Origin of the sequence: Paraburkholderia acidisoli, assembly GCF_009789675.1 — a bacterium.
GTDB lineage: Bacteria > Pseudomonadota > Gammaproteobacteria > Burkholderiales > Burkholderiaceae > Paraburkholderia > Paraburkholderia acidisoli.
On record NZ_CP046915.1, the window covers coordinates 449,529 to 470,579 of the forward strand.

Sequence of the window (21,051 nt, forward strand, 5' to 3'; positions counted from 1 at the left end):
GCCACGCGCCCAGGCGAACTCGCGGCTAGCTCGCGGCCTTCTCGGCCAGCGCATAGCGCCCCGGCGTCGTGCCGGTCGCGCGCTTGAACATGTCGATGAACGCGCTCACGTTGTCGTAGCCCAGTTCGAGCGCGATGGTCGTCACGCTCACGCCTTCGGCCACGCGTTCGAGCGCCCGCAGCACGCGCGCCTGCTGACGCCATTGCGCGAACGTCATCCCCGTTTCGGCGATAAAGCGCCGGCTCAGCGTACGCGGCGACAAACCGGCCCACTCGGCCCATTCCTCCAGGCGGCGCGTATCGGCAAGATCGCACGCGAGCGCGTCGGTGATCTTGCGCAGGCGCGGCTCGTCCGGGCTCGGCAAACCGAGCGGCGCGGGCGGCGCGGCGGCCAGTTCGTCGAGAATGATTTCGGCGATGCGGGTTTGCGCCGCGTCGAGCGTCGCGCCCGGCCACGAAGCGGCGCGATGCACGGCTTCGCGCAGCAGCGCCGTCGCGCGAATCGCACGCGGTTCGATCGGCAGATCCGCGCAGCGCGCCTCGGCGATAAACACGCTCCAGCCCGAAAACGGCCCGTACGAACGCACCGAATGCTCGCAGTGCGGCGGAATCCAGATCGCGTGGATCGCGGGCACGACCCACTGCTGCCGGTTCACGCCCACCGAAACGAGACCGCTCAGCGCGCCCATCAACTGCCCGCGCGCATGGCTATGCGCGGACGTCGTGCGTGCCTCCGGTTGCGTGAGTTCGCCGGCCGCGAGAAACGGGCCATGGGCGGAGAGCACGAGATCGGGGCGGATCAGCGGAATGTTCATTGGCCAGAATGCAGTATCGATTGACCTTTATACCGGAGACGGGGCAAACGTGCTTTCGTAGAGTGTCGACATCTCTTTCGATCACGGAGCCAAGTCATGCGAGCCGAACACTTACTTCCCGATGCCGTCGATGCGGCGCAGCTGCACGGCGTGACCATCCGCAAAGGCACCGTGGGTGCGTTTCTCGTCAACGCGCGCGTCTGGTGCGATCCCGACGCGCCCGAGGCGGCGCGTGCGGTCGCGGCCGCCGACATGAGCGACGCGCTGCCCGCGCTCGCGGCGCTCGGCTTATTCGACGTGCTGGCGCTTCGCGACCCGGCCTTGCGCGCGTGGGTCGACGCGCGAATCGCCGCGCAACGCGGCGCGGCCGATTTGCACAACGAGGTGCACGCATGAAAGCCGCCGTCGTAACGCAAGCGGGCGCGGCGCCCGCCTATGCCGATTTCGCCGATCCCGCAGCCACGCCCGGCCATCGGCTGATCGATGTCGATGCCAGTGCGCTCAGCCACGTCACGCGCGGACGCGCCTCGGGCACGCACTATTCGTCGTCGGGCGCGTTCCCGTTCGTTGCGGGCGTGGATGGCGTGGGCCGCGGCGAGAACGGCGAGCGCGTCTATTTCTTCGCGCCCGCTGCGCCGTTTGGCGGACTCGCCGAGCGGACGCTCGTGGCCGACTCGCATTGCGTCGCGCTACCCGCTTCGCTCGACGCGCGCACGGCGGCGGCCATCGCGATTCCGGGCATGTCGTCGTGGGCGGCGCTCACCGAACGCGCCCACTTCAAAGCGGGCGAAACGGTGCTCGTGAACGGCGCCACCGGCGCCTCGGGCTTTCTGGCCGTGCAGATCGCGAAGCACCTGGGCGCCGCGAAAGTGATCGCCACGGGGCGCCACGCGCCAACCCTGGCCGCGCTCGAAGCCGCGGGCGCCGATGCCGTCGTTTCACTGGATCAAGACGCTGCCGCGCTTACTGGCGCGCTCGAGTCGCACTGCCGCGCGGGCGTGGACGTGGTGCTCGACTACCTGTGGGGCGAAAGCGCGCAAATGCTGTTGACCACCGCGGCGAAGACGTTGCCCGAGGCGTGGCCGCTGCGCTTTGTGCAGATCGGCTCCATTAGCGGGACGCACATCGACCTGCCCGGCGCGGTGTTGCGCGCCTCCGCGATCACGCTGCTCGGCAGCGGGATTGGCAGCGTGCCGCTGTCACGTCTGATGAATGCGCTGCGCGAAGTGATGCTCGCGGCAGCGCCCGCGAAATTGCGCATCGAGACGCGTGAGGTCGCACTCGCCAATATCGCGGAAGGCTGGAAGCGCCACGATGCGCGGGCGCGTACAGTCGTCACGATGAGCTAACCCCGGCGTGAACCGGCGTCGGCTCGACCTCTCGATCCATCACGCGCCCGGTTTCCCGTCCCGCGTCACGGGCGGGCTGTTGTGGCCGCGCGAGCCGGGCGGCGCCGATTCGCCGTGGTGGCCGAGCGGCACTTCCGCCGTCTGCTCGGGGTGCGGGCCGCCTTCGCGCGGCATCACCTCCGGGTGCGGTTCGGGCTGATCGAAACTACCTGGCGCACCGCGCGCGGGCTTGTCGCGTTCGGCGGCTTTCTGCTGGTTTGCGGCGTCGAGGTCGTCGTCGCTCGCACTCGCCTCGTCAGGTAGCGGATTTTGCGTCGAAAGTCCCATTGCGTCCTCCTTGAGCCCACTGATTTTGCGATCGCGACAACCCGGCCATACAGCGAGCCATACAGCGCGCGTCGTCGAATTCCTGCCAATATCGGCATAGGCGCTTTCACTTATCGCAACAATCGCCGGGTCTGCTGCCATTGCCTGTGTTGACCGAATTGAAAATCCGCGCGGCATGCTTGTAAATTCGCACGCACGCGAACTCGCCAACTCACGCCAATACCTCACTCCAGTTCCGCTTCGCGATACGCGGCCATGACGATCCACATATCGCGCTCGCCATTGCTGACCTCCGCGGCGAGCGCATAAGGATCGTGCGGGCTGCACGCGGCCTGCAACGCCTTGCGCGCCTGCTCCGTGTTGTCGAACTCCCGCCTTTCCAGTGGCCGCACGTCGTCCCGGCCCTCAAACATCTTGTGGTCTTTGCGATAAATGAGCGGTTCGTTTTTCCACTCGTGAAAAACTTCGCGCACGTGATGAAAATCACCGCCACAAACATTCACCTGATAGCGTGTAGTGGATTTCATTTCGATTACCTCCTTATTCACTGCCGCGCCCGCGCGGGCTCCTCGAGCCGCGCGCGCGCCTGCACACACCAGTTGGACGCATCGCGCGTTCCCATGGCGCCGCGCGAGCCAAGATTTTTCGCCTCGATGCGCGCGCCCGTCTCACGCATGGCATCGCATTTGCTCAATGTCGTGACCTGTTCGCTGCGCCGCTCGCGCCGCAGCGCCCCGCCGCCAGAGGAGTTCTCGCTCATGTCCAGCACCGCACCGAAGTCTTCCGCCGATCTCGACCTGCTCACCATCGACACGATCCGTACCTTGTCGATGGACGCCGTGCAGAAGGCCAATTCCGGCCACCCCGGCACGCCCATGGCGCTCGCGCCGCTCGCGTACCAGCTCTGGCAGTACAACCTGCGCTATGACCCCGAGGCGCCGCAGTGGCCCAACCGCGACCGCTTCGTGCTCTCCAACGGACATGCGTCGATGCTGCTGTATTCGCTGCTGCATCTTGCGGGCGTGCAGGCCGTGGATGCGCACGGCAAGCGCACCGGCAAGCCCGCCGTGTCGCTCGACGACATCAAGCAGTTCCGCCAGATCGACAGCGTGACGCCAGGCCACCCGGAGTACCGCATGACGACCGGCGTGGAGACGACCACGGGCCCGCTCGGTCAGGGCCTCGGCAACAGCGTGGGCATGGCGATGGCCGAGCGCTGGCTCGCCGCGCGCTACAACAAGCCCGACATCAAGCTGTTCGACTACCGCGTCTACACGATCTGCGGCGACGGCGACATGATGGAAGGCATCTCGCACGAGGCCGCCTCGCTCGCGGGTCATCTCGGGCTTTCGAACCTGATCTGGTTCTACGACAGCAATCGCATCACCATCGAAGGCCATACCGATCTCGCCTACAGCGACGACGTGGAATCGCGCTTCAAGGGCTATCACTGGCACACGCTGCACGTGGACGACGCCAACGACACGAAGGCGATCGAAGCCGCCATCGAGCAGGCGCGAGCCGTGACCGACCGCCCGACACTGATCGTCGTGAAGAGCATCATCGGCTGGGGCGCGCCGCACAAGCAGGACACGGCCTCCGCGCACGGCGAGGCGCTCGGCGAAGACGAAGTGAAGCTCGCGAAACGCGCCTACGGCTGGCCCGAAGACGCGCAGTTCCTCGTGCCCGACGGCGTGCGCGAGCATTTCGCGCAGGGCATGGGCGCGCGCGGCAAGGCAGCGCACGCCGAATGGCAAAAGCAGTTCGACGACTACGCGCAGCGTTACCCGCAGGAAGCGAAGGAAATTCGTTTGCTGCTCGAAGGCAAGCTGCCCGATGATTGGGATGCCGAAATACCTACGTTCGAGCCCGACGCGAAGGGTCTCGCCACGCGCGAGTCGTCCGGCAAGGTCGAGAACGCGATTGCGAAGCGCGTGCCGTGGATGATCGGCGGCGCGGCCGATCTCTCGCCATCGACGAAAACCAACCTCAAGTTCGACGGCGCGACGAGCTTCGAAAAAGGCCACTACGACGGCGCGAATCTGCACTTCGGCATTCGTGAGCACGGTATGGGCGCCGTGGCGAACGGCCTCGCGCTCTCGGGCCTGCGGCCGTTCGCCTCCACGTTCCTGATCTTCAGCGACTACATGAAGCCGCCTATCCGGCTCGCGGCGATCATGGAGCTGCCGGTCGTGTTCGTGTTTACGCACGATTCGATCGGCGTGGGCGAAGACGGCCCCACTCACCAGCCGATCGAACAACTCGCCTCGCTGCGCGGCGTGCCTGGCCTCACCACGCTGCGCCCCGCCGACGCCAACGAAGTGGGCGAGGCGTGGCGCGTGGTCATGACGCGCCCGCACGAACCGTCGTGCATGGTGCTCACGCGCCAGCCGCTGCCCACGCTCGATCGCACGAAATACGCGAGCGCCGAAGGTGTGCGCCGCGGCGCCTATGTGCTCGCCGACGCGCCCGACGGCAAGCGCCCCGAAGTGCTGCTGCTCGCCACCGGCAGCGAAGTGTCGCTGTGTATCACCGCTTACGAAACGCTCAAGCAGGAAGGCATCGCGGCACGCGTCGTTTCCATGCCGTCGTGGGATATCTTCGAGAAGCAGGACGACGCGTACAAGGACGAGGTGCTGCCGCCCGACGTGCACGCGCGCGTGGCCGTCGAGCAAGCCGCGACGCTCGGCTGGGATCGCTACGTGGGCCGGCTCGGCTCGCAGATCGTGATGCACACCTTCGGCGCCTCCGCACCGCTGCAGGCCTTGCGCACCAAGTTCGGCTTCACGCCCGAGCGCGTGGTGGAAGAGGCGAAAAAGCAGATGGCGCGCAGCAAGAACGAGAAGGCGCCACGCGGCGAATGACATGAGCACGGCGCACCCTTCCACGCGGCGCAAGGGCGGCCGGCCCGCGCGCCAGCGTCATGCGCACGCGAGCACGACGAAGCGCGCCACCGCCGCGGCGCCGCGCGGCGGCAAGCCGCGCTGGTCGCAGCACGTGACCGAAACGAGCGACGCCATGGACCTGAAGTCGGGCGTGTTCACGAGCGGCAGCGCGGAGGAGATCGCGCGCTCGCTGAAGGCTTCGGCACAGCGCAGCAAGCGGCGCAAGGGCACGCCGTATCAATCGGCCATGTCGATGCTCAACTTCTATATCAACCGCGCGGGCCGCAACTTGCCCAAAGCGCAACGCAACACGCTCGCGCGGGCCAAAGGCAAGTTGCGCGAAGCGTTTGGCCGCAAGCCGTGAATGACTCCAGGGAGACACGCATGAACATTCGGATTGCCAGATCACTCGCCTGCGCCGTGGTGGCAAGCGGCGCGGCCGCTGCCGCCGTGACGGCCTACGCGCAGGCCATCGCGCCGCAGCCCGTCACGCCGATGGCGAAAACGCCCGAGGTGGCGTCGGGTGCAGCAAGCGCGACCAACCCCGACCATATGCCGATGAAAAAACCGCACAAGCGCGCGACGAACGACGAAGACATCGCGCGCCCGCCGCCCGCAAGCGGCGCGGCGGCGAAATAGGCGCAGCTCGCTCGCGGGCGTCGACGCTTACGCGCGCACCTTGAAGATCGACACGGCCTCGCTGAGGCCGCTCGCCTGGTGCGCCATCGACTGCGCCGCCGCCGAGGCCTGCTCGACGAGCGCCGCATTTTGCTGCGTCACATGGTCCATCTGCGAGACGGCCACGTTGACCTGACCGATGCCCGTGCTCTGTTCTTCGGACGCCGAAGCAATTTCCTGCAGGATGTCGTTGACGCGCGAGACGTCGCGGATGATGTCGGCAATCGTGCTGCCCGCGTCGTGCACGAGCTTCGACCCCGCGTCCACGCGCGTGCTCGACTCGCCGATCAAACCGCGAATCTCGCCGGCCGCCGTGGCCACACGTTGCGCGAGCGTGCGCACTTCCGAGGCGACCACCGCGAAGCCGCGGCCCTGATCGCCCGCACGCGCCGCTTCCACGGCCGCGTTGAGCGCGAGAATGTTGGTCTGGAACGCGATGCTTTCGATCACGCTGATGATCTCGTTCATGCGCGACGAGCTGTCGGCGATCTCGCGCATCGTGTCCACCACGTGACCCACCACGGCGCCGCCGCGCTGCGCGGTGTCCGAAGCCGCGCCCGCGAGCGAGGTGGCCTGGCGCGCGTTGTCCGCGTTGCGGCGCACGGTGGCCGTGAGTTCTTCCATGCTCGAGGCCGTTTCTTCGAGCGACGCGGCCTGTTCCTCGGTGCGTTGCGAGAGATCGGTATTGCCGGCCGCAATCTCGTGCGCGGCCGTATTGATGGCGCTCGCGCCTTCGCGCACCGAACCGATCATGTCGATGAGTTTTGCCTGCATCGACTTCACGCCTTCGAGCAACTGGCCCATTTCGTCGAACGAGCGCACTTCGATACGCGCGGTGAGATCGCCGTTCGAGATCGCCTTGAAGTGGTCGAGCGCCTGCGCGAGCGGCCGGCCGATCGCGCGTTGCAGCGAAATCCACGCGAATCCGGCGGCGGCGAGCGCGAACAGCACGCCGATCACCGCAATGACGATGAACCAGTGAAAGCGCGCCTGCGCGCTGTCGTAGGTCGTTCGCGCGGCGACGTTCTGCTTCTTCTGCAACACGTCCAGACTACTCGTCACATCGCCGTAAATGGCCGCCGAGGTATTGGCGACCGCCGTGCGGATCTGTGCGCTGTCGCCGCCCGCGATCACTTGATAGATCGGCTCATAGGCGCTGGTCACGAGATTCTGAAGCTTCGCGTCGATCTGGTCCGAGCTGCGCGCTTCGTCTTCGTCGTAAGTGGGCAGCTTGCGATAGGCGTCCCATGAATGCTTGGCTTTCGCGAGCTGATCGCGCGAGTTCTGCTCGAATTTGGCGATATCGGGCACATCCGGGTTGATCGCGATGCGGAACAGCCACAGGCGGCTGCGCGCGAGGGCCACGCTGGTTTCGCCGAGCGCCACCGACGAAGCGAGCTGATTCGCATAGAGCGCGTTCAAGTCGCGATTACTGAAATTGACGCCTGCGATCCCCATTGCCCCACCGAGCACGAGTAACGCCCCGAGAAACCCCATTGCCAGCGCGAGACGCGCGCGGATTGTCATTTTCCTGAACATATCTTTATTAAAAACTTGCAGGTAAGGCTGGATGATTGACCCAGAACGGGCCGCCGAACGCTTATACGGCGCGGAAAAGAAAAACTTGAGGCAAACGTGTGCGTGCGCGACGAAATTCTCCCATTACCTTGCTGGAAGGCATGAATGGTGCATTTCGTGCCAAGGAAATGGGTTGAACGGCGTGCGGGCGTCGATTGAAAACCGACGCCCGTGAATGCGTCACGAATGCGCCGTGAATGCGCGTGATGCATGCCACACGCCGGCGCGCGATTTCGGCGGCTTCAGCGCGTGTTTCGCGCGCCCGCGCGCAACACGAAGCGCGCCGCCACCGCGATCGGCGCGGCGAGGCACAGCCACGACAGCGGCCGCCACGCTTCGTCGCCGAGCAAGGCCGCGCCAAGACCGAGCGCGGTCACGACGAACAGGATCACGGGCATCAGCCAGATTTCCCGCAAGGTATTGGCTCGACGGCTCATGACGCGGCTTCCTCCGATTCACGCGCTGCGGCGAGCGCTTCGATACGCGCGGCCACGGCATGGCGGCGCGCGAACCACAAATACAAACCGCTGCCGAGCACGACGATCGTCAGCAGATCGAGCAGCGCCCAGAGCACCTTGAGCGGCATGCCGCCGTAATCGCCGAAATGCAGCGGCCGCGACACTTCGAGCGCGCGCAGATACCACGGCATTTGCAGCACGTGCGCGAGCTGGCCCGTGCGCGCGTCGACCAGAACGGGGCTGAACAGGCGCGAGGTGAGCGTGGTATCGCCCTTCGCCCACAGCAGGTAATGCCACGGGCTGCCGTTCACGCGCGTGGGGAACGTCACGCCCGTGATCGTCATGCCCGGCACGGCGCGCTTCGCGGTATCCAGCGCCGCCTGCACCGAGGTGAGTTCGTTCTGCGCGGGCGGCGTGGCGTCGCGATACTGCGCGAGCATGTGGCTCACGTCGCCGCGCTGCCAGAGCGCAAATAGCGGCGTGGCGAGTTCGTTCATCACGCCCGTGGCGCCCACCACGAACGCCCACGCGAGCGTGACGATGCCGAGCAGATTGTGCAGGTCGAGCCAACGGATGCGCGGCGCGCGGTCCGCGCGCACGGTGCCGAATTTGAGGTTCTTCATGAACGGGCCGTAGAGCACGACGCCCGAGACGATGGCGATCACGAACAGGAGACCCATCACGCCGAGAAATAACTCGCCCGGCAGCCCGGCGAACAGGTCGCGATGCACGCTCAGCATCACGTTCATGAATTGCCAGCGTTGTGCCTGCATCGACTGCGAGCGTTCGAGCAAGGCGCCCGTGCGCGCATCGAAGCGCAGAAAGTGGCGCGACGCGGGCTCGTCCTGCATCGCCTGCCACGAGGGCGCCATCCACACGTAGGCCTGCGGTTCGTCGTCGTCGATAAATACCGAGGTGACGATCTCGCCCGGGTAGCTCGCGCGCGCCTGCGCGACGAGGCGGTCGAGGCTCGCGGGCGGCGTGCCCGCCGGTACGTCGGCGTAGACATGCGGCGTGAGCCAGCCGTCGATTTCGTCGGAGAAGAGCAAGGGCAGCCCCGTCACGCAGATGGCGAACAGGAACAGCGTGCAGACGAGACTGGTCCAGCGATGCACGAGGGACCAGCGGCGTATCGAAAGGGTTGGCACGATCGAATGTCTCGGTGGGCGGTGCGGTCCGCCGGTGTCGGGTGGCTGAAGCGTACGGGGCTCGGGCGGTCATGCCGCCGCGGCGTTGACCCTGCCGCCAGGCGGGGTTTGAGCCGAAGCTTGCCAATTATAGATGAGAATGATTACTATTAAGAGACCCGAGTACGAAGGCGCAGTTGTCCACGCAAAGGGGCACCCACAGGAATCGCCTGGAGCCTTCGTCATGCATGCACGCACCGCGCCGTACCTTGCCGTTTCCCCCGCTCGCCTGAGCCCGAGCCTCGCCGTCTGGGAGGCCGTCACGCGCGGCGCGCTAGCCGCCGAACGCGCGGGCCGCGCCGTGGTCGCGCTGGGCGGGTATCGCCGCGCACTCGCCCTCGCGCGCCAGTTGATCGATTTCGCCCCGCTCTCGCCCCGTGCGCCGCTGCCGCCGGCCGAAGACCGCGTGGCCGCGCTGGTGGCGTCGTGGCACAACCTCGCCACCCTGCTCGCCGCGCGCGGCGATCTCGCCCGCGCCGCCGCCCACCTCTGCGAGGCGCACGAGGCCGTGGTCGCCCTTTATCTCGACACGCATCGTGACGCCACATTGCGCCGCGCGGCCCTGCGTCATAGCCGCGAAACCCATCTCGCGCTCGTGTACCACGAAAAGGCACACGGGCCCCATCCGCTCACGACGCGCGCGCTGCGCGCCGGCCAGCTCGCGCTCGACGTCGACCGCGCTCGCACCCACTGACACCCGCCACTCTCGCGAAAGGAAACCGCGCATGCCCTATACGCTCCCCGCCCTGCCCTACGCCACCGACGCGCTCGAACCGCATATCGACACGCGCACAATGGAGATTCATCACTCGCGTCACCATCAAACCTACGTCAACAACCTCAACGCGGCGCTCGAGGGCACGGAGTACCAGAATCTGCCCGTGGAAACGCTTGTCGCCCAGATTATTTCGTTGCCCGAAGCATTGCAGACGCCCGTGCGCAACAACGGCGGCGGTCACGCGAACCACAGCCTGTTCTGGACGGTGATGTCGCCGCAAGGCGGCGGCACGCCCACGGGCGAACTGGCGCGCGCCATCGACACCGACCTGGGCGGTTTCGACGCGTTCAAGGACGCCTTCACCAAGGCCGCGCTCACGCGTTTCGGCAGCGGCTGGGCGTGGCTTTGCGTGAACCGCGAGGGCAAGCTCGTGGTCGAGAACAGCGGCAATCAGGACTCGCCGCTCATGGCGGGCCTGCTCTCGGGCAACACGCCCATCCTCGGGCTCGACGTCTGGGAGCACGCGTATTACCTCAAGTACGAGAATCGCCGCCCCGAGTACATCGCCGCGTTCTACAACGTGATCCACTGGTCCGAAGTGGCCCGACGCTACGCCGCCGCGCGCGGCTGACGTCGCTTGCGGCGCGGGGAGACCTCCATGAATACCGTGGCCGGCAAAGGCACGTTGACGGGCCGCGCCACCGCGGCGATGCAGGACGTGCTCGCCGGCAAGCGCCGCGGGCCGGGCTCGGCGCTGCTGTTCGCCGGGCCGGCCGTGATCACCTCGATCGCGTACATGGACCCCGGCAACTTCGCGACCAACATTCAGGCGGGCGCGCAGTTCGGCTACGCGCTGCTGTGGGTCGTGCTGATGGCGAACGTGATCGCCATGCTGTTTCAGGCGCTCTCCGCGCGGCTCGGCATTGCCACCGGGCGCAATCTGGCCGAATTGTGCCGCGAACGTTTTCCGCCGCGTGTCGTGCTGGCGATGTGGGTCGTGAGCGAAATCGCGGCCATGGCCACCGACCTCGCCGAATTCCTCGGCGGCGCCATCGCGCTCGCGCTGCTGCTGCACATTCCGCTGCTTGCGGGCATGGCCATCACGGCCGCGATCACCTGCGCGATTCTCGCCATCGACAAGAACGGCTTCCGGCCGATGGAGCTCATGATCGGCGTGCTCGTGGCCGCGATCGGTCTCTGTTACGTGGCCGAGATGTTCATCGCGCCCATCGCGTGGGGCGACGTGGCGCGCCACACCTTCATCCCGTCGCTGCCCGCGCTGCCCAAAGGCGAAGCGCTCACCGTGGCCGTGGGCATTGTCGGTGCGACGGTCATGCCGCACGCGATCTTTTTGCACTCGGGGCTCATGCAGGCGCGCTTTCCCTCGCCCGGCGCGAGCGAGCGCCGCCAGCTCATGCGCTTTTCCGGCTACGAAGTGGTCGTGGCGCTCGGCGTGGCCGGGCTCGTGAACATGGCGATGGTGATCATGGCGAGCGCGGCGTTTCACCCGGGCCACAGCGGCGTGGCCGACATCGGCGTGGCGTACAGCACGCTCACGCCGCTGCTCGGTGCGGGCGCGGCCGGACTCTTTCTCGTTTCGCTGATTTGCGCGGGCGTGTCCAGCTCGGTGGTGGGCACGCTCGCGGGACAGTTGATCATGCAGGGCTTCGTGGGCTTTCGCATTCCCGTGTGGGTGCGCCGCGCCGTGACGATGGTGCCCGCATTCGTAGTGGTGGCGATGGGCTGGAACCCGACCCAGGCGCTCGTCATGAGCCAGGTGGTACTCTCGCTCGCGTTGCCCGTGCCGATGATCGCGCTGGTCTACTTCACGCGCCGCCGCGACGTGATGGGCGAATTCGCCAATAACCGCCTGACCGACGCCGCCGCCATTGCCGCGACGGCGGTCATCGTGGTGCTCAATCTCGTGCTGGTGGTACAGGCGGTTTCGTGAGGCTTCCGCCGATCGTCAGGATGACTGACGACCGTCGAACTTCAACCACTGCCGCGCCTTGAAATCGTACAGCTTGCAATGCTGTGCCGTGGCGAAATACCAGCGCCACGAGAACGGCTGGATCACGATACGCTGCGGCAGCATGGCTTCGAGTTGCGCCTGCGCCTCTTCGAGCTTGTAGAGCGGAATGCTCATGTCGAGGTGATGCGCCGTGTGCTCCATGATGTGATGCAGCAGCGCGCCGAAGCGCCAGCGGAACGTGAGATGCACGGTGGTCGTGACGAACGGCTGCGCGCGCGCCCATTCGGCGCGATCGTCGTACCAGCTCACGCGCTCGTGCGTGTGATGCACGTACACCACGAAGCCGATCATCGCGCACCAGAACAGGAACGGCACCACGAAGCCCAGGACCAGCACGAGCGTGACCGACTGCGCGGTGGCGAGCGCGGCCCACACGAGCACGGCGAGCCACACGGCCGCGAACACGCTCACGAGCCAGCAGTCCTTGAAGAAGATCGGGCGGCGCGTGGGCATGGCGGCCCGGCTCGGGAACATCATGCGGCGCCACCAGATTTCCAGCATGTAGTAGAGGCCCGGCCCCCAGCCGCTGCGGTAGATGCGCTCCATCACACGGCGCGGACGCGACAGCGCCTGATACTCCTCCACGCTCAACGGCGCCCAGATGAAGTCGAAGCCCTTGAGGTTGGTGTAGCCGTGATGCACCACATTGTGCCCCGCTTCCCACAGGCTGTACGGCGTGAGCGACGGCAGGAACGCGATGCGCCCGAGCCACTTGTTGAGCCTGCGGTGCGGCGTGAGGCTCTGATGGCACGCGTCGTGACCGATGATGAAGAGCCGCCCGATCACGAAGCCCGCCACCAGCGCGCACACCAGCTTCACGATCCCGCTTTGCGCGAACACGATCCCCGCTTGCAGGCCGCCAAAGATCGCGTAATCGAACACGAGCAGCAGCAGCGGGTAGAGCGTCGTGCGCTGCACGAGCGGTTCGAGCCAGCCACGCAGGATCTTGCGATGCGGCAGCGGGTCGCCGGGCGGGATCGGTTGCAGCGGCGGTTGCGCCGGAGTTTCCGGGGTTTGCGCGCGCGCCGTATGGGGCGCCTGCTGTGCCTGAGGCACTTGCGCCATGGATTGCGCGGTTTGGTGAGTCGTCATTCGTTAGCTTTCCTCATCTTTCGTGTCCACGCCGGCCGCAACCGGTACGCGCGCCGCGATCACGCGCCGCAAGGCATCCGGTTCGTCGACGAGCACGCAGGGCTTGCCCGTGCGCGTGCAGTAATTCTTCATCCGCCACCAGTCGCCGTGGCTCACGCAGCCGACCTGGCAGATCACGAGGTCGGCGTCGGCGAGATCGCTGTCCAGCCGCGCCGCGTTCTCGCCGCTCGTTTGCACGAGACGCAGGCCCGCGCTCGCGGCCGCGCGCTGCGTGAACGCCGATTGCAGGTCCGGTTGCACGTCGGCGCGGCTCACCCAGAGCACGACTTTTTCCGCGGATGCCGGTGCGCGCGCGGCCGCGGGAGCGGCCACCGCGGGTCGCGCCGTTTGCGCGCGGATCAGCGCCCGTATGCGCGTTTCCAGCGTGCGCACATGCCCGGCGAGCGCGCGCCGCTTCGGCAAACCGGGAATGGCCGCGTGCAAGGCGTCCGTGTCCTCGCGCGCCCATACCAGCGCCGTCTGCCGCACGATCGCCGCCGCGCGCAACTGCATGACCTGCGCCTCCAGCGCCTCGATGCGGCGCGCTTGCGCCGCGATGAGCCGCGAAGCGCGGCGCTGTGCCCGCCCGTAGGCGGAGACCACGCGCCCGTGCTCGTCGCACAGGCGCAACCAGTCCAGTTCGTTCGGGGTCATGGCGCTCGCTCCTCGCGTTCCCTGCGTGGCTCGCGCGCGCCACGGCGGCGCGCGCGGACGGCACGGACCCGCGCCGCCCTCAAATAGAAATGATTCTCATTATCGTAAAATCAGGCGGATTCGCCAAGTCGCGCAGTCGAAAAAAAAGCGGCGTCTCGAGGTCGCGCACATTCTCGGCGTTTCGCTTTATTTCGTGTCGCGACATAAGGGCGCGTTATCGAAGCATCAAAACGCGCTATTTGCGCGTTATCAATTTTGGGAATGAGGAACGGACGATTCGTTGTTTTCCACTTCGCGGCGCGGCTTCTACCATCGGCGGCTATCTTCACTCTCGAGCCCACCGCGCATGAACGCACGCCGCCGCTTTCTCCAGCTTTCCGCCAGCACCGCCGCGCTTGGCGCGCTTCCCGCGCTGAGCGCGTTTTCCCTGCGCGCGAACGCCGCCACGGGCGCGCCGCGCACGCTGCGCATCGGCAATCAAAAGGGCTATCTGACGTTGCTGAAGGGCCGCGGCACGCTCGAAAAGCGGCTCGCGCCGCTGGGCGTCGGCGTGACGTGGACGGAGTTCGAGGCGGGTCCCGTGCAGCTCGAAGCGCTCAACGTGGGGTCGATCGACTTCGGTGACGTGGGCGAAGCGCCGCCGATCTTCGCGCAGGCCGCGGGCGCGCCGCTCGCCTACGTGGCCGCGACGGTGCCGCGTCCGCAATCCGAGGCCGTGCTGGTGCCGCGCTCATCGGCCATTCATGGCGTGGCCGACCTCAAGGGCAAGACGGTCGCCCTGAATCGCGGCAGCAATGTGCACTATTTCCTCGTGAAGCTGCTGCGCGCGCATAACCTGAACTATGCCGACGTGAACCTCGTGTTCCTCGCGCCCGCCGACGCGCGCGCGGCGTTCGAGCGCGGTTCTATCGACGCATGGGTGATCTGGGATCCGTTCCTCGCGGCCGCGCAGAAGACGCTGGACGCGCGCATTCTCGCCGACGCCACCGGCGTGGTCGGCAATCGCGCCTATTATTTTTCTTCGCTGAAATACGCGGCGCAGAACCCCGACGTCATCAAGATTCTCATCGACGAACTGAGCCAGATCGATCAGTGGGGACAGCGCAACCGGCCGGAACTCGCGGCCCAGCTCGCCAGGTTGTGGGGCTTGCCGCCCGAGGTGGCGAATGTCGCGATCGAGCGCGTGCAGTTCGGCACGGGCCCGATCACGAAGGCGATTCTCGCGGAACAACAGCAGATCGCCGATACCTTCTTCGACCTCAAGCTGATCCCGAAGCGCGTGAGCGTGCTCGAGGCGGCGGCGCCGGGGCTCGCCTGACGCGCGAACCACAGCCGCAGCCGCAGCCGAAGCCGCGGCGCTCGCGTTCAGCCGAACAGCGCCGCGCGGCCGGCGGCCGAACCGAACACGGCGTCGGCGTCGTGGCCCGCGCCCGCGATCTCGTGCACAGGGTGCGCCGGCTCGCCCAAATGGCGTTCACGCAAATACTGTGCATACGCACGGCCGCGTTCGAGCCGGTTCGCGCCTTGCGCGAGCGCGGCGCACGAGCGGTCGAGCGCGGGATGCTCGGGGTCGCAGTCGCGGTCGCCGAGCAGCAGCGTCACGTCGCGGCGCACGTAGGCCGCTTCGAGCGCGGCCGGCGTGAGCGCAGCCTCGGGCGATAACCCGGCGTTCCGCGCATACGAAGGCAGCGCTTCGAGCCCGTACTTCCAGCGATTGAAACCGGGGCAGCGCGCCTCGTCGAATGCGGCAAAACCGCCGTGCGCGTCGGGGCGTTGCACATCGAAATACACATACGACGACGGATTCGCGATCACGTAGCTCAGCTTCACGCCGCGCGCCGCGAGCGGCGCCTCGCCACGCGCGAGCACGGCATAGCGATGCGCGACCTGCGCGCCGCCCGAATGCCCCGCCACCACCACTTCGCGCAGCGAGGGAAACGGCAACGGGTCGGCGAGCGTGGCGAGCAGCGCGTCGAGCACGTCGAACGAACTGAGCGGCGCGGGCGCGAGCGCGTCGTCGCCGCCCATCCAGCTGGTCCAGTCCCAGCGCAGCGTGGAGGCCGGCAGGCGGTGCGCCTCCACATCCTCGCTGGCGAGAAATTGCGGCACGAGCAGCAGCGTGTGCGCCGCCGCCTCGCCCGCATGGGCGCGCGCGCGGTGCGCGAGCTGGAAGTAGGCGTCGGCGTTGCGCAGGCGGCCGTGCAGCAGGATCACGGCGCGCGTGACCTCGGGCTGCGGCGCGTGCCAGGCGCCCGAGGCGTAGAGCGGCACCGTGCCGCGTCCGCGCGCGGTCGCGACTTCCAGATGCATCGGTGCGACGACAGCGACGGGCCGTTCGTTGGGCGCGCGTTCGTCGTTGGGATCAAGCAGGGTCATGCAGCGGAGTTCCTTGTGGAGGGATGGCGTTCGCCGTCGGCGCGGGCGTGGCCGCGTCGCGTGCCATAGACGAGCACGAGCGAGAACAGCCCGGCAAAAATCAGGTAGAACGCGGGCGTGAGGCTCGAACCCGACATGCGCGTGAGCCCGGTGATGGTGAACGGCGCGAGGCCGCCGAACAGCGTCACGGCGATGTTGTACGAGATCGCCACGCCCGAGGAGCGGCTGCGCACCGGGAAGAGCGTCGCGAGCATGCCGGGATGCGCGCCCGACATCGCCGCGAGAAACACCGTCGAGATCACCTGGGCGACGAACAGCCGCTCGGCCGAAGGCGCCGACACCACGTACACGAACAGCGGGTACGCGCACACCATCCACGCGATCGTCACCGGATAGAACAGCCGGTACGCGCCGAAGCGGTCGGCAAGCTTGCCCGAGAGCGGAAACAGGAACAGGTTGAGCACGCCGCAGAAGAACGCGCCGCGCAGCGCGACGGCCAGCGGCAAATGCAATTGCCGCTCGACGTACACGGCCATATACGAATGCCACACGTAGTTGGTCGCGGCGCCCACGGCGATCACGCCCATCGCGCACAGCGCGGCGCGGCCGTTGTCGCGGCAGAACTGCCGCAGCGTCGTGCGCGGCGCGCGGCTTTCGTGCGCGCGCAGTTCGACGAACTCCGGCGACTCCGCCACGCGATGGCGGATATAGAAGCCGATCGGCCCGGCGAGCGCGCCGCACAGGAACGGCACGCGCCAGCCCCACGCCACCAGTTGCGCATGCGTGAGATGTGTGGTGAGCAGATAGCCCGTGCCCGAAGACAGCAGCAGCGCGAACGACTGCGCCGTCATGTTGAAGCTGCCGTAGTACATCTTGCGGCCCGGCGGCGCGTACTCGACCAGCATGGCCGAGGCCGTGGCGAACTGGCCGCCCACCGAAAGCCCTTGCAGCACGCGCGCGAACACGATCAGCGCGGGCGCGGCGAGGCCGATGTGCGCGTAGCCGGGCGTGAGCCCCATCAGCAGCGTGCTCACCGCCATCGAGATGATGATGAGCGAAAGCGCGCGGCTGCGGCCCATGCGGTCGGCGTAGAGGCCGAGCAGGATGCCGCCGAACGGCCGCACCACGAAGCCGATCGCGAAGGTCGCGAGCGCGAGCATGATCGACAGGAAACCGCTGCCCGCAGGAAAGAACACCTGCGCGATCGTCTTCGAGAAGTACGCGTAGATCAGGAAGTCGAACCATTCGAGCCCGTTGCCGAGCACGGAGGAAAAGATCGCGCGGCGCACCATCGAAGGCGAGAGCGCGGCGCGCGCCTGCGCGACGGCGCTGCTTTCGGCGCTGTTTTCCGGATCGGCTGACACGGTGAGATTGGAAGTCGATTGACGGTTCATGGCGTGCATCCCGGCGTGTCGTACATGGCGGCGAGCGCGCACGCCGAAGTCAGCATGCGCGCGCCGTTGTGGCCCACGCCCGGCACGACGTCGAGCCGCTGGTCGATGCCTTCGGGGTGACGCGCCTGCAGGTAGTGAACATACGCCTGCGCGCGCGCGACGCGCTGCGGGCCTTGTGCTTCGGCGGGACAGCTCTGGTCGAGCGCCTTTTGCCGCGGATCGTTGTCGTTGCCGCCAACAAGATATTGCACGCGGCGCTTCACGTACGCCGCTTCGAGCTGCGCGGGCGTGCGGTCGGCGAGATACGCGGGGCGCTTCTGCATGCCGTATTTCCAGTCGTCGAAGCCCGGGCACGCGTTCGCGTCCACCGGCTCGGGGCGCGTGGCGTCGAAATACGCATACGACGACGGGCTCGACACCACATAGCGCACGTCGATGCCGTCCCGCGCGAGCGCGCCGGTTTCGCGCGCGGCCACCGCGTAGCGCTGCACGACCTGGCCGCCGCCCGAATGGCCCGCGAAGATCACGTGACGCAGGTTCGGAAAGCGCGTGCGGTCGGCGAGCCGCGCGACGATGGCGTCGAGCACCGCGTACGAACTCACGGGCGCGGGCGCGACGGCGTTTTCGCCCGCCATCCAGCCGTTTTCGTGCCAGCGCAGCAGGTCGGCGGGTTCGTCGCGGCCCGCGAAGTCGAGCGTGGCGAGGAACTGCGGCGCGATCAGCAGCGTGCCGGCCGTGTCCGCGCCTTGCGCCCTGGCCGCGTCGCGGGCTTGTTCGGCGCTGTGGAAATACGTGTCGGCGTTGCGCAGCTTGCCGTGGATCACGATGATCGCGCGCGTCACCTCCGGCTGCGGCTGCGCCCAGTCGCGCGACACGTAGAGCGCGAATTCGGCGGCGCCCGCGGGGGTGTCGATACGCATGCGCGTGTCCGAAATCTGCGACACGGGCCGCAAATGCGGGTTGTAGACGTGCGCGGCGGTGGCGGCCTGCGCGCTCGCCGGCATCATCGCGCCGAATGCGCCCAACGACGCGAGCGCACCGAACACCGCCAGCGCCGCGGCGCCGCGTGCGAACCGTCGCGCCTTCGTGCGCGGGCCTCGAACCGGAATTGCTGTCATGCGAACCACTCCCTCGAAGGCCCGCGTCGCGCGCGGGCCGCATTGCAAACTCGCCTGCCTGACTCGCCGATCAGAACTTGTGGAACATGCCGAGCGTCACGCCCGTCTGGTTCGGACCGAACGCCGTGCTGTCGTTCGTGCCGACCGGCGTGTAGGTGCCGTTGGCGTAACGCGTGGCTTCGGCGTAGGCCACCGTCGCGTAGAGCGAGGTGCGCTTCGACAGCGCGTACTGCGCACTCAGCACGCCCATCCACGTATTCGACATCTTCGGCGTCTTGTCGACGTCGTAGTAATACGCCGCCGTGAGCTTCAGGTTGCGCATCACGGGGTAGCGCACGCCCGCGAAGAACAATTCCTGCGCCACCGAAGCGCTCTTCGTGGGGTTGTACAGATAGTGCTCGTAACCGCCCAGGATTTCGCCCGCGCCGATATTCTGGCGTGCCGAGAGGCTCAGGTTGCGCGACTTCGTCCACGTGCCGGTCGAATTGATCGCGCCGTTGCGATAGTCGTAGGCCACCGCGAGGCCGAAGGTGCCGCCGTCGTAGTCGAGACCGCCGCTATAGGCCGCGCTGCTCTGGAACGAGCCCGCGTCGCCGCCGAAGCTGTAGTCGGCGATGGCCGTGAGACCGCCGAAGCTGCCCACGTACTTGACCGAATTGCTGTCGCGCGCGCGAAACGCGAAGTCGTCGGAGGAACCCGTTGTCGGGAACCACGTGTATTGCTGCGAGAACGACATCGGATCGTAGTGCAGCAAAATGTCGTACATCGCCGTGTACTGCAAGCCGAACGAGAGCGAGCCGAAGCGCGGGTTCGACAGACCGACCGCCGCCGTGCGGTTGAACAGGGTGCCGGCGGTGGCCTGCGTGCCGTCGTTGCTGTTGAAGCCCGATTCGAGCACGAACCACGCCGTGTTGCCGCCGCCGAGCGCCTCGCTGCCGCGCACCCCGAAGCGCGAATTGTGGATGCCGCCCGAGTTCTCGCGCACGAGCGAGCCGCCCGTGGCGCTGGCGTGCGAGAGGAATTCCACGTTGGCGTCGACCACGCCGTAGAGCGTGACGGAACTGCCGCCACCGCCGCCCATGGCGGTAGCGAGGGCTTCGTCGATTTCCTGGGCGTGGGCGGCGCTACAGCCCGCGACCAGCGCGAACGCGGCGGCGTGGTGCTTTTTCATGGAGGGTCTCCGATGTTGTTGTAAGACGCGCGCAACGGTGAAGTCAGCGCGGAATGGTCGCCATCGTAGGGCCGGCACCGGTAGATGTAAAATATCGATTGAATGACCCCGCCATATATTCTGAATATGGCAGGAGCCGCGCCGTTCGTTTCCACCTCTCACCGGAAGCCCCACGATGGAGCTACGCCATTTGCGCTACTTCCTGGCCGTTGCCGAGGAAGGCCAGTTCACGCGCGCCGCCGAGCGTCTTGCGATGCAGCAGCCGCCGCTTTCGCAGCAGATCCGTCTGCTCGAGGAAGAGGTGGGATTCGACCTGTTCGTGCGTCTGCCGCGCGGCGTGGAGCTGACGCCCGCGGGCGAGGCGTTCGCGCAGAACGCGGCGGTCGTGCTCGACACGCTCCAGCAGGGGCTCTCGCACGCGCGGCGCATCGCGCGGGGCGAGCTGGGCTCGATCTCGATCGGGCTCACGAGTTCGGCGGGGTTTCATCCGCTCACGACGCATTTGATCCGCGCGTTCGGCGCGGCGCATCCCGACATCGAAATCGACCTGGCCGAACTCAACGCGGCCGAACTGATCGAGCGACTGCTTGCGCGGCAGATTCACCTCGCGTTCCTGCGCAAGCCCGTGGAAACGCCCGCCGATCTCGCGTTCACGCAGTTGCTCGACGAGCCGATGGTGGTCGTGCTGCCGCTCGGGCATCGGCTGCTCGCGGGCAAGAAAGGCGCGAGCGCCGCGGCGAAAGGCGGCACGAACAAGCGCATGAAAGGCGGCACGCCCGCCATCCCGCTCGAAGCGCTCGCGGAAGAAAACTTCATTCTCGTGCGCCGGCCCGGCGCGCCCGGCATGTACGCCGACATTCTCGCGGCGTGCAGGAGCGCGGGCTTCCTGCCGCAAGTCTCGCGCGAAGTGCCGCGCATGCTCACGGGTATTCACATGGTCGCGGCGGGGCTGGGCGTCACGCTCGTGCCCGCGTCCATGCGCCACTACGATCACGAGAACGTGGCGTTCTGCCGGCTCAGCAACGCGCACGGCTTGAGCGCGCCGCTGCATCTCGCGTATCCCTCGGAGATGCACAATCCGGCGGCCGGGCGCTTCGTGGCGTTCGCGCAGGCACGGCTCGCGAGCGGGCTGGACGCGCCTGCGTCGCGCTGACGTGCGGTATCGGCGGATCGAGCGGCCG

General features: G+C 67.3%; 23 protein-coding genes. 10 read left to right on the top strand and 13 right to left on the bottom strand.

The genetic code is table 11. From position 1 onward, the window contains the following. Positions 1-25: 25 nt before the first annotated feature. On the bottom strand, positions 26-814 hold the full coding sequence (locus FAZ98_RS24170) for an AraC family transcriptional regulator (RefSeq protein ID WP_158954794.1): 789 nt from the start codon (positions 812-814) through the stop codon (positions 26-28). 96 nt (positions 815-910) lie between these two features. Between FAZ98_RS24170 and FAZ98_RS24175 the strand changes: the two genes are divergently transcribed. Both FAZ98_RS24175 and FAZ98_RS24180 read left to right on the top strand, forming a co-directional pair. After that, positions 911-1,210 carry a hypothetical protein gene (locus FAZ98_RS24175; protein ID WP_158954796.1) on the top strand — a complete coding sequence of 100 codons (300 nt, stop codon included), beginning with the start codon at positions 911-913 and terminating at the stop codon, positions 1,208-1,210. Continuing rightward, positions 1,207-2,163 (top strand): quinone oxidoreductase family protein, encoded by a 957-nt coding sequence (locus FAZ98_RS24180; protein WP_158954798.1) that lies wholly within the window; start codon positions 1,207-1,209, stop codon positions 2,161-2,163. Before FAZ98_RS24175 ends, FAZ98_RS24180 begins: the two co-directional genes overlap by 4 nt. 39 nt (positions 2,164-2,202) lie before the next feature. On the opposite strand, the gene FAZ98_RS24185 is transcribed toward FAZ98_RS24180, so the two are convergent. From FAZ98_RS24185 to FAZ98_RS24195, 3 genes are all read right to left on the bottom strand, one after another. Beyond that, a complete protein-coding gene (locus tag FAZ98_RS24185) occupies positions 2,203-2,490 on the bottom strand; it encodes a hypothetical protein (RefSeq protein WP_158954800.1) in 288 nt (95 codons plus the stop codon). Positions 2,491-2,714: 224 nt separating this feature from the next. After that, entirely contained in the window at positions 2,715-3,017 is a 303-nt protein-coding gene (locus FAZ98_RS24190; protein WP_158954803.1) for a hypothetical protein, read from the bottom strand. Positions 3,018-3,034: 17 nt separating this feature from the next. After that, positions 3,035-3,250, bottom strand: coding sequence for a hypothetical protein (locus FAZ98_RS24195; RefSeq protein ID WP_158954805.1), 216 nt, complete (start codon positions 3,248-3,250; stop codon positions 3,035-3,037). Here FAZ98_RS24195 and tkt point away from each other — a divergent pair. Genes tkt through FAZ98_RS24210 form a run of 3 tightly spaced genes read left to right on the top strand, consistent with a single transcriptional unit; the run spans position 3,249 to position 6,014 of the window. Continuing rightward, entirely contained in the window at positions 3,249-5,354 is a 2,106-nt protein-coding gene (gene tkt / locus FAZ98_RS24200; protein ID WP_158954807.1) for a transketolase, read from the top strand. The genes FAZ98_RS24195 and tkt overlap by 2 nt on opposite strands. 1 nt (position 5,355) lies before the next feature. Next, positions 5,356-5,739, top strand: coding sequence for a DUF3175 domain-containing protein (locus tag FAZ98_RS24205; protein WP_158954809.1), 384 nt, complete (start codon positions 5,356-5,358; stop codon positions 5,737-5,739). Between the two features lie 20 nt (positions 5,740-5,759). Continuing rightward, a complete protein-coding gene (locus FAZ98_RS24210; protein WP_158954811.1) occupies positions 5,760-6,014 on the top strand; it encodes a hypothetical protein in 255 nt (84 codons plus the stop codon). 27 nt (positions 6,015-6,041) lie between these two features. Here the strand turns inward: FAZ98_RS24210 and FAZ98_RS36090 are convergent, their stop codons facing one another. The 3 genes from FAZ98_RS36090 to FAZ98_RS24225 form a co-directional block, all read right to left on the bottom strand. Then, complete coding sequence (locus tag FAZ98_RS36090) at positions 6,042-7,580, bottom strand: methyl-accepting chemotaxis protein (protein WP_325072807.1); 1,539 nt, start codon at positions 7,578-7,580, stop codon at positions 6,042-6,044. A gap of 293 nt (positions 7,581-7,873) precedes the next feature. Continuing rightward, positions 7,874-8,068: a hypothetical protein gene (locus FAZ98_RS24220; protein ID WP_158954815.1), complete on the bottom strand. Its 195-nt coding sequence runs from the start codon at positions 8,066-8,068 to the stop codon at positions 7,874-7,876. Beyond that, on the bottom strand, positions 8,065-9,240 hold the full coding sequence (locus tag FAZ98_RS24225; RefSeq protein ID WP_199272451.1) for a PepSY-associated TM helix domain-containing protein: 1,176 nt from the start codon (positions 9,238-9,240) through the stop codon (positions 8,065-8,067). The genes FAZ98_RS24220 and FAZ98_RS24225 overlap by 4 nt, the downstream gene beginning before the upstream one ends. A gap of 220 nt (positions 9,241-9,460) precedes the next feature. Here FAZ98_RS24225 and FAZ98_RS24230 point away from each other — a divergent pair, with 220 nt between their 5' ends. The 3 genes from FAZ98_RS24230 to FAZ98_RS24240 are packed head-to-tail and all read left to right on the top strand — an operon-like array spanning position 9,461 to position 11,945. Next, the gene (locus FAZ98_RS24230; RefSeq protein WP_158954817.1) at positions 9,461-9,970 is read left to right on the top strand and encodes a hypothetical protein; all 510 of its coding nucleotides are present in this window, start codon (positions 9,461-9,463) and stop codon (positions 9,968-9,970) included. A gap of 31 nt (positions 9,971-10,001) precedes the next feature. Continuing rightward, positions 10,002-10,625, top strand: a complete 624-nt coding sequence (locus FAZ98_RS24235) for a superoxide dismutase (protein WP_158954819.1) — start codon at positions 10,002-10,004, stop codon at positions 10,623-10,625. Positions 10,626-10,652: 27 nt separating this feature from the next. Next, entirely contained in the window at positions 10,653-11,945 is a 1,293-nt protein-coding gene (locus FAZ98_RS24240; RefSeq protein ID WP_158954821.1) for an Nramp family divalent metal transporter, read from the top strand. A 15-nt stretch (positions 11,946-11,960) separates the two neighbouring features. Here the strand turns inward: FAZ98_RS24240 and FAZ98_RS24245 are convergent, their stop codons facing one another. After that, positions 11,961-13,118 (bottom strand): fatty acid desaturase, encoded by a 1,158-nt coding sequence (locus FAZ98_RS24245; protein ID WP_158954823.1) that lies wholly within the window; start codon positions 13,116-13,118, stop codon positions 11,961-11,963. Positions 13,119-13,121: 3 nt separating this feature from the next. Beyond that, a complete protein-coding gene (locus tag FAZ98_RS24250; RefSeq protein ID WP_158954825.1) occupies positions 13,122-13,811 on the bottom strand; it encodes a DUF2325 domain-containing protein in 690 nt (229 codons plus the stop codon). Positions 13,812-14,157: 346 nt separating this feature from the next. Here FAZ98_RS24250 and FAZ98_RS24255 point away from each other — a divergent pair, with 346 nt between their 5' ends. Next, positions 14,158-15,129: a sulfonate ABC transporter substrate-binding protein gene (locus tag FAZ98_RS24255; RefSeq protein ID WP_158954827.1), complete on the top strand. Its 972-nt coding sequence runs from the start codon at positions 14,158-14,160 to the stop codon at positions 15,127-15,129. A gap of 47 nt (positions 15,130-15,176) precedes the next feature. Here the strand turns inward: FAZ98_RS24255 and FAZ98_RS24260 are convergent, their stop codons facing one another. From FAZ98_RS24260 to FAZ98_RS24275, 4 genes are all read right to left on the bottom strand, one after another. Next, positions 15,177-16,187 carry an alpha/beta hydrolase gene (locus tag FAZ98_RS24260; RefSeq protein WP_158954829.1) on the bottom strand — a complete coding sequence of 337 codons (1,011 nt, stop codon included), beginning with the start codon at positions 16,185-16,187 and terminating at the stop codon, positions 15,177-15,179. Next, a complete protein-coding gene (locus FAZ98_RS24265) occupies positions 16,184-17,479 on the bottom strand; it encodes an MFS transporter (RefSeq protein ID WP_233272938.1) in 1,296 nt (431 codons plus the stop codon). Before FAZ98_RS24265 ends, FAZ98_RS24260 begins: the two co-directional genes overlap by 4 nt. A 98-nt stretch (positions 17,480-17,577) precedes the next feature. Beyond that, the gene (locus FAZ98_RS24270; RefSeq protein WP_233272909.1) at positions 17,578-18,699 is read right to left on the bottom strand and encodes an alpha/beta hydrolase; all 1,122 of its coding nucleotides are present in this window, start codon (positions 18,697-18,699) and stop codon (positions 17,578-17,580) included. Between the two features lie 70 nt (positions 18,700-18,769). Beyond that, positions 18,770-19,870 (bottom strand): porin, encoded by a 1,101-nt coding sequence (locus FAZ98_RS24275; RefSeq protein WP_158954833.1) that lies wholly within the window; start codon positions 19,868-19,870, stop codon positions 18,770-18,772. A 175-nt stretch (positions 19,871-20,045) separates the two neighbouring features. Between FAZ98_RS24275 and FAZ98_RS24280 the strand changes: the two genes are divergently transcribed. Further along, positions 20,046-21,023, top strand: coding sequence for a LysR family transcriptional regulator (locus FAZ98_RS24280; RefSeq protein WP_158954835.1), 978 nt, complete (start codon positions 20,046-20,048; stop codon positions 21,021-21,023). The last annotated feature ends 28 nt before the right edge of the window (positions 21,024-21,051 follow it).

Coding starts and splice junctions, on each gene's coding strand:
- FAZ98_RS24170 (WP_158954794.1), bottom strand. CDS start 814: ATGAACATTCCGCTGATCCGCCCCGATCTCGTGCTCTCCGCCCATGGC.
- FAZ98_RS24175 (WP_158954796.1), top strand. CDS start 911: ATGCGAGCCGAACACTTACTTCCCGATGCCGTCGATGCGGCGCAGCTG.
- FAZ98_RS24180 (WP_158954798.1), top strand. CDS start 1,207: ATGAAAGCCGCCGTCGTAACGCAAGCGGGCGCGGCGCCCGCCTATGCC.
- FAZ98_RS24185 (WP_158954800.1), bottom strand. CDS start 2,490: ATGGGACTTTCGACGCAAAATCCGCTACCTGACGAGGCGAGTGCGAGC.
- FAZ98_RS24190 (WP_158954803.1), bottom strand. CDS start 3,017: ATGAAATCCACTACACGCTATCAGGTGAATGTTTGTGGCGGTGATTTT.
- tkt (WP_158954807.1), top strand. CDS start 3,249: ATGTCCAGCACCGCACCGAAGTCTTCCGCCGATCTCGACCTGCTCACC.
- FAZ98_RS24195 (WP_158954805.1), bottom strand. CDS start 3,250: ATGAGCGAGAACTCCTCTGGCGGCGGGGCGCTGCGGCGCGAGCGGCGC.
- FAZ98_RS24205 (WP_158954809.1), top strand. CDS start 5,356: ATGAGCACGGCGCACCCTTCCACGCGGCGCAAGGGCGGCCGGCCCGCG.
- FAZ98_RS24210 (WP_158954811.1), top strand. CDS start 5,760: ATGAACATTCGGATTGCCAGATCACTCGCCTGCGCCGTGGTGGCAAGC.
- FAZ98_RS36090 (WP_325072807.1), bottom strand. CDS start 7,580: ATGACAATCCGCGCGCGTCTCGCGCTGGCAATGGGGTTTCTCGGGGCG.
- FAZ98_RS24220 (WP_158954815.1), bottom strand. CDS start 8,068: ATGAGCCGTCGAGCCAATACCTTGCGGGAAATCTGGCTGATGCCCGTG.
- FAZ98_RS24230 (WP_158954817.1), top strand. CDS start 9,461: ATGCATGCACGCACCGCGCCGTACCTTGCCGTTTCCCCCGCTCGCCTG.
- FAZ98_RS24235 (WP_158954819.1), top strand. CDS start 10,002: ATGCCCTATACGCTCCCCGCCCTGCCCTACGCCACCGACGCGCTCGAA.
- FAZ98_RS24240 (WP_158954821.1), top strand. CDS start 10,653: ATGAATACCGTGGCCGGCAAAGGCACGTTGACGGGCCGCGCCACCGCG.
- FAZ98_RS24245 (WP_158954823.1), bottom strand. CDS start 13,118: ATGACGACTCACCAAACCGCGCAATCCATGGCGCAAGTGCCTCAGGCA.
- FAZ98_RS24250 (WP_158954825.1), bottom strand. CDS start 13,811: ATGACCCCGAACGAACTGGACTGGTTGCGCCTGTGCGACGAGCACGGG.
- FAZ98_RS24255 (WP_158954827.1), top strand. CDS start 14,158: ATGAACGCACGCCGCCGCTTTCTCCAGCTTTCCGCCAGCACCGCCGCG.
- FAZ98_RS24260 (WP_158954829.1), bottom strand. CDS start 16,187: ATGACCCTGCTTGATCCCAACGACGAACGCGCGCCCAACGAACGGCCC.
- FAZ98_RS24265 (WP_233272938.1), bottom strand. CDS start 17,479: ATGGTGCGCCGCGCGATCTTTTCCTCCGTGCTCGGCAACGGGCTCGAA.
- FAZ98_RS24270 (WP_233272909.1), bottom strand. CDS start 18,699: ATGACAGCAATTCCGGTTCGAGGCCCGCGCACGAAGGCGCGACGGTTC.
- FAZ98_RS24275 (WP_158954833.1), bottom strand. CDS start 19,870: ATGAAAAAGCACCACGCCGCCGCGTTCGCGCTGGTCGCGGGCTGTAGC.
- FAZ98_RS24280 (WP_158954835.1), top strand. CDS start 20,046: ATGGAGCTACGCCATTTGCGCTACTTCCTGGCCGTTGCCGAGGAAGGC.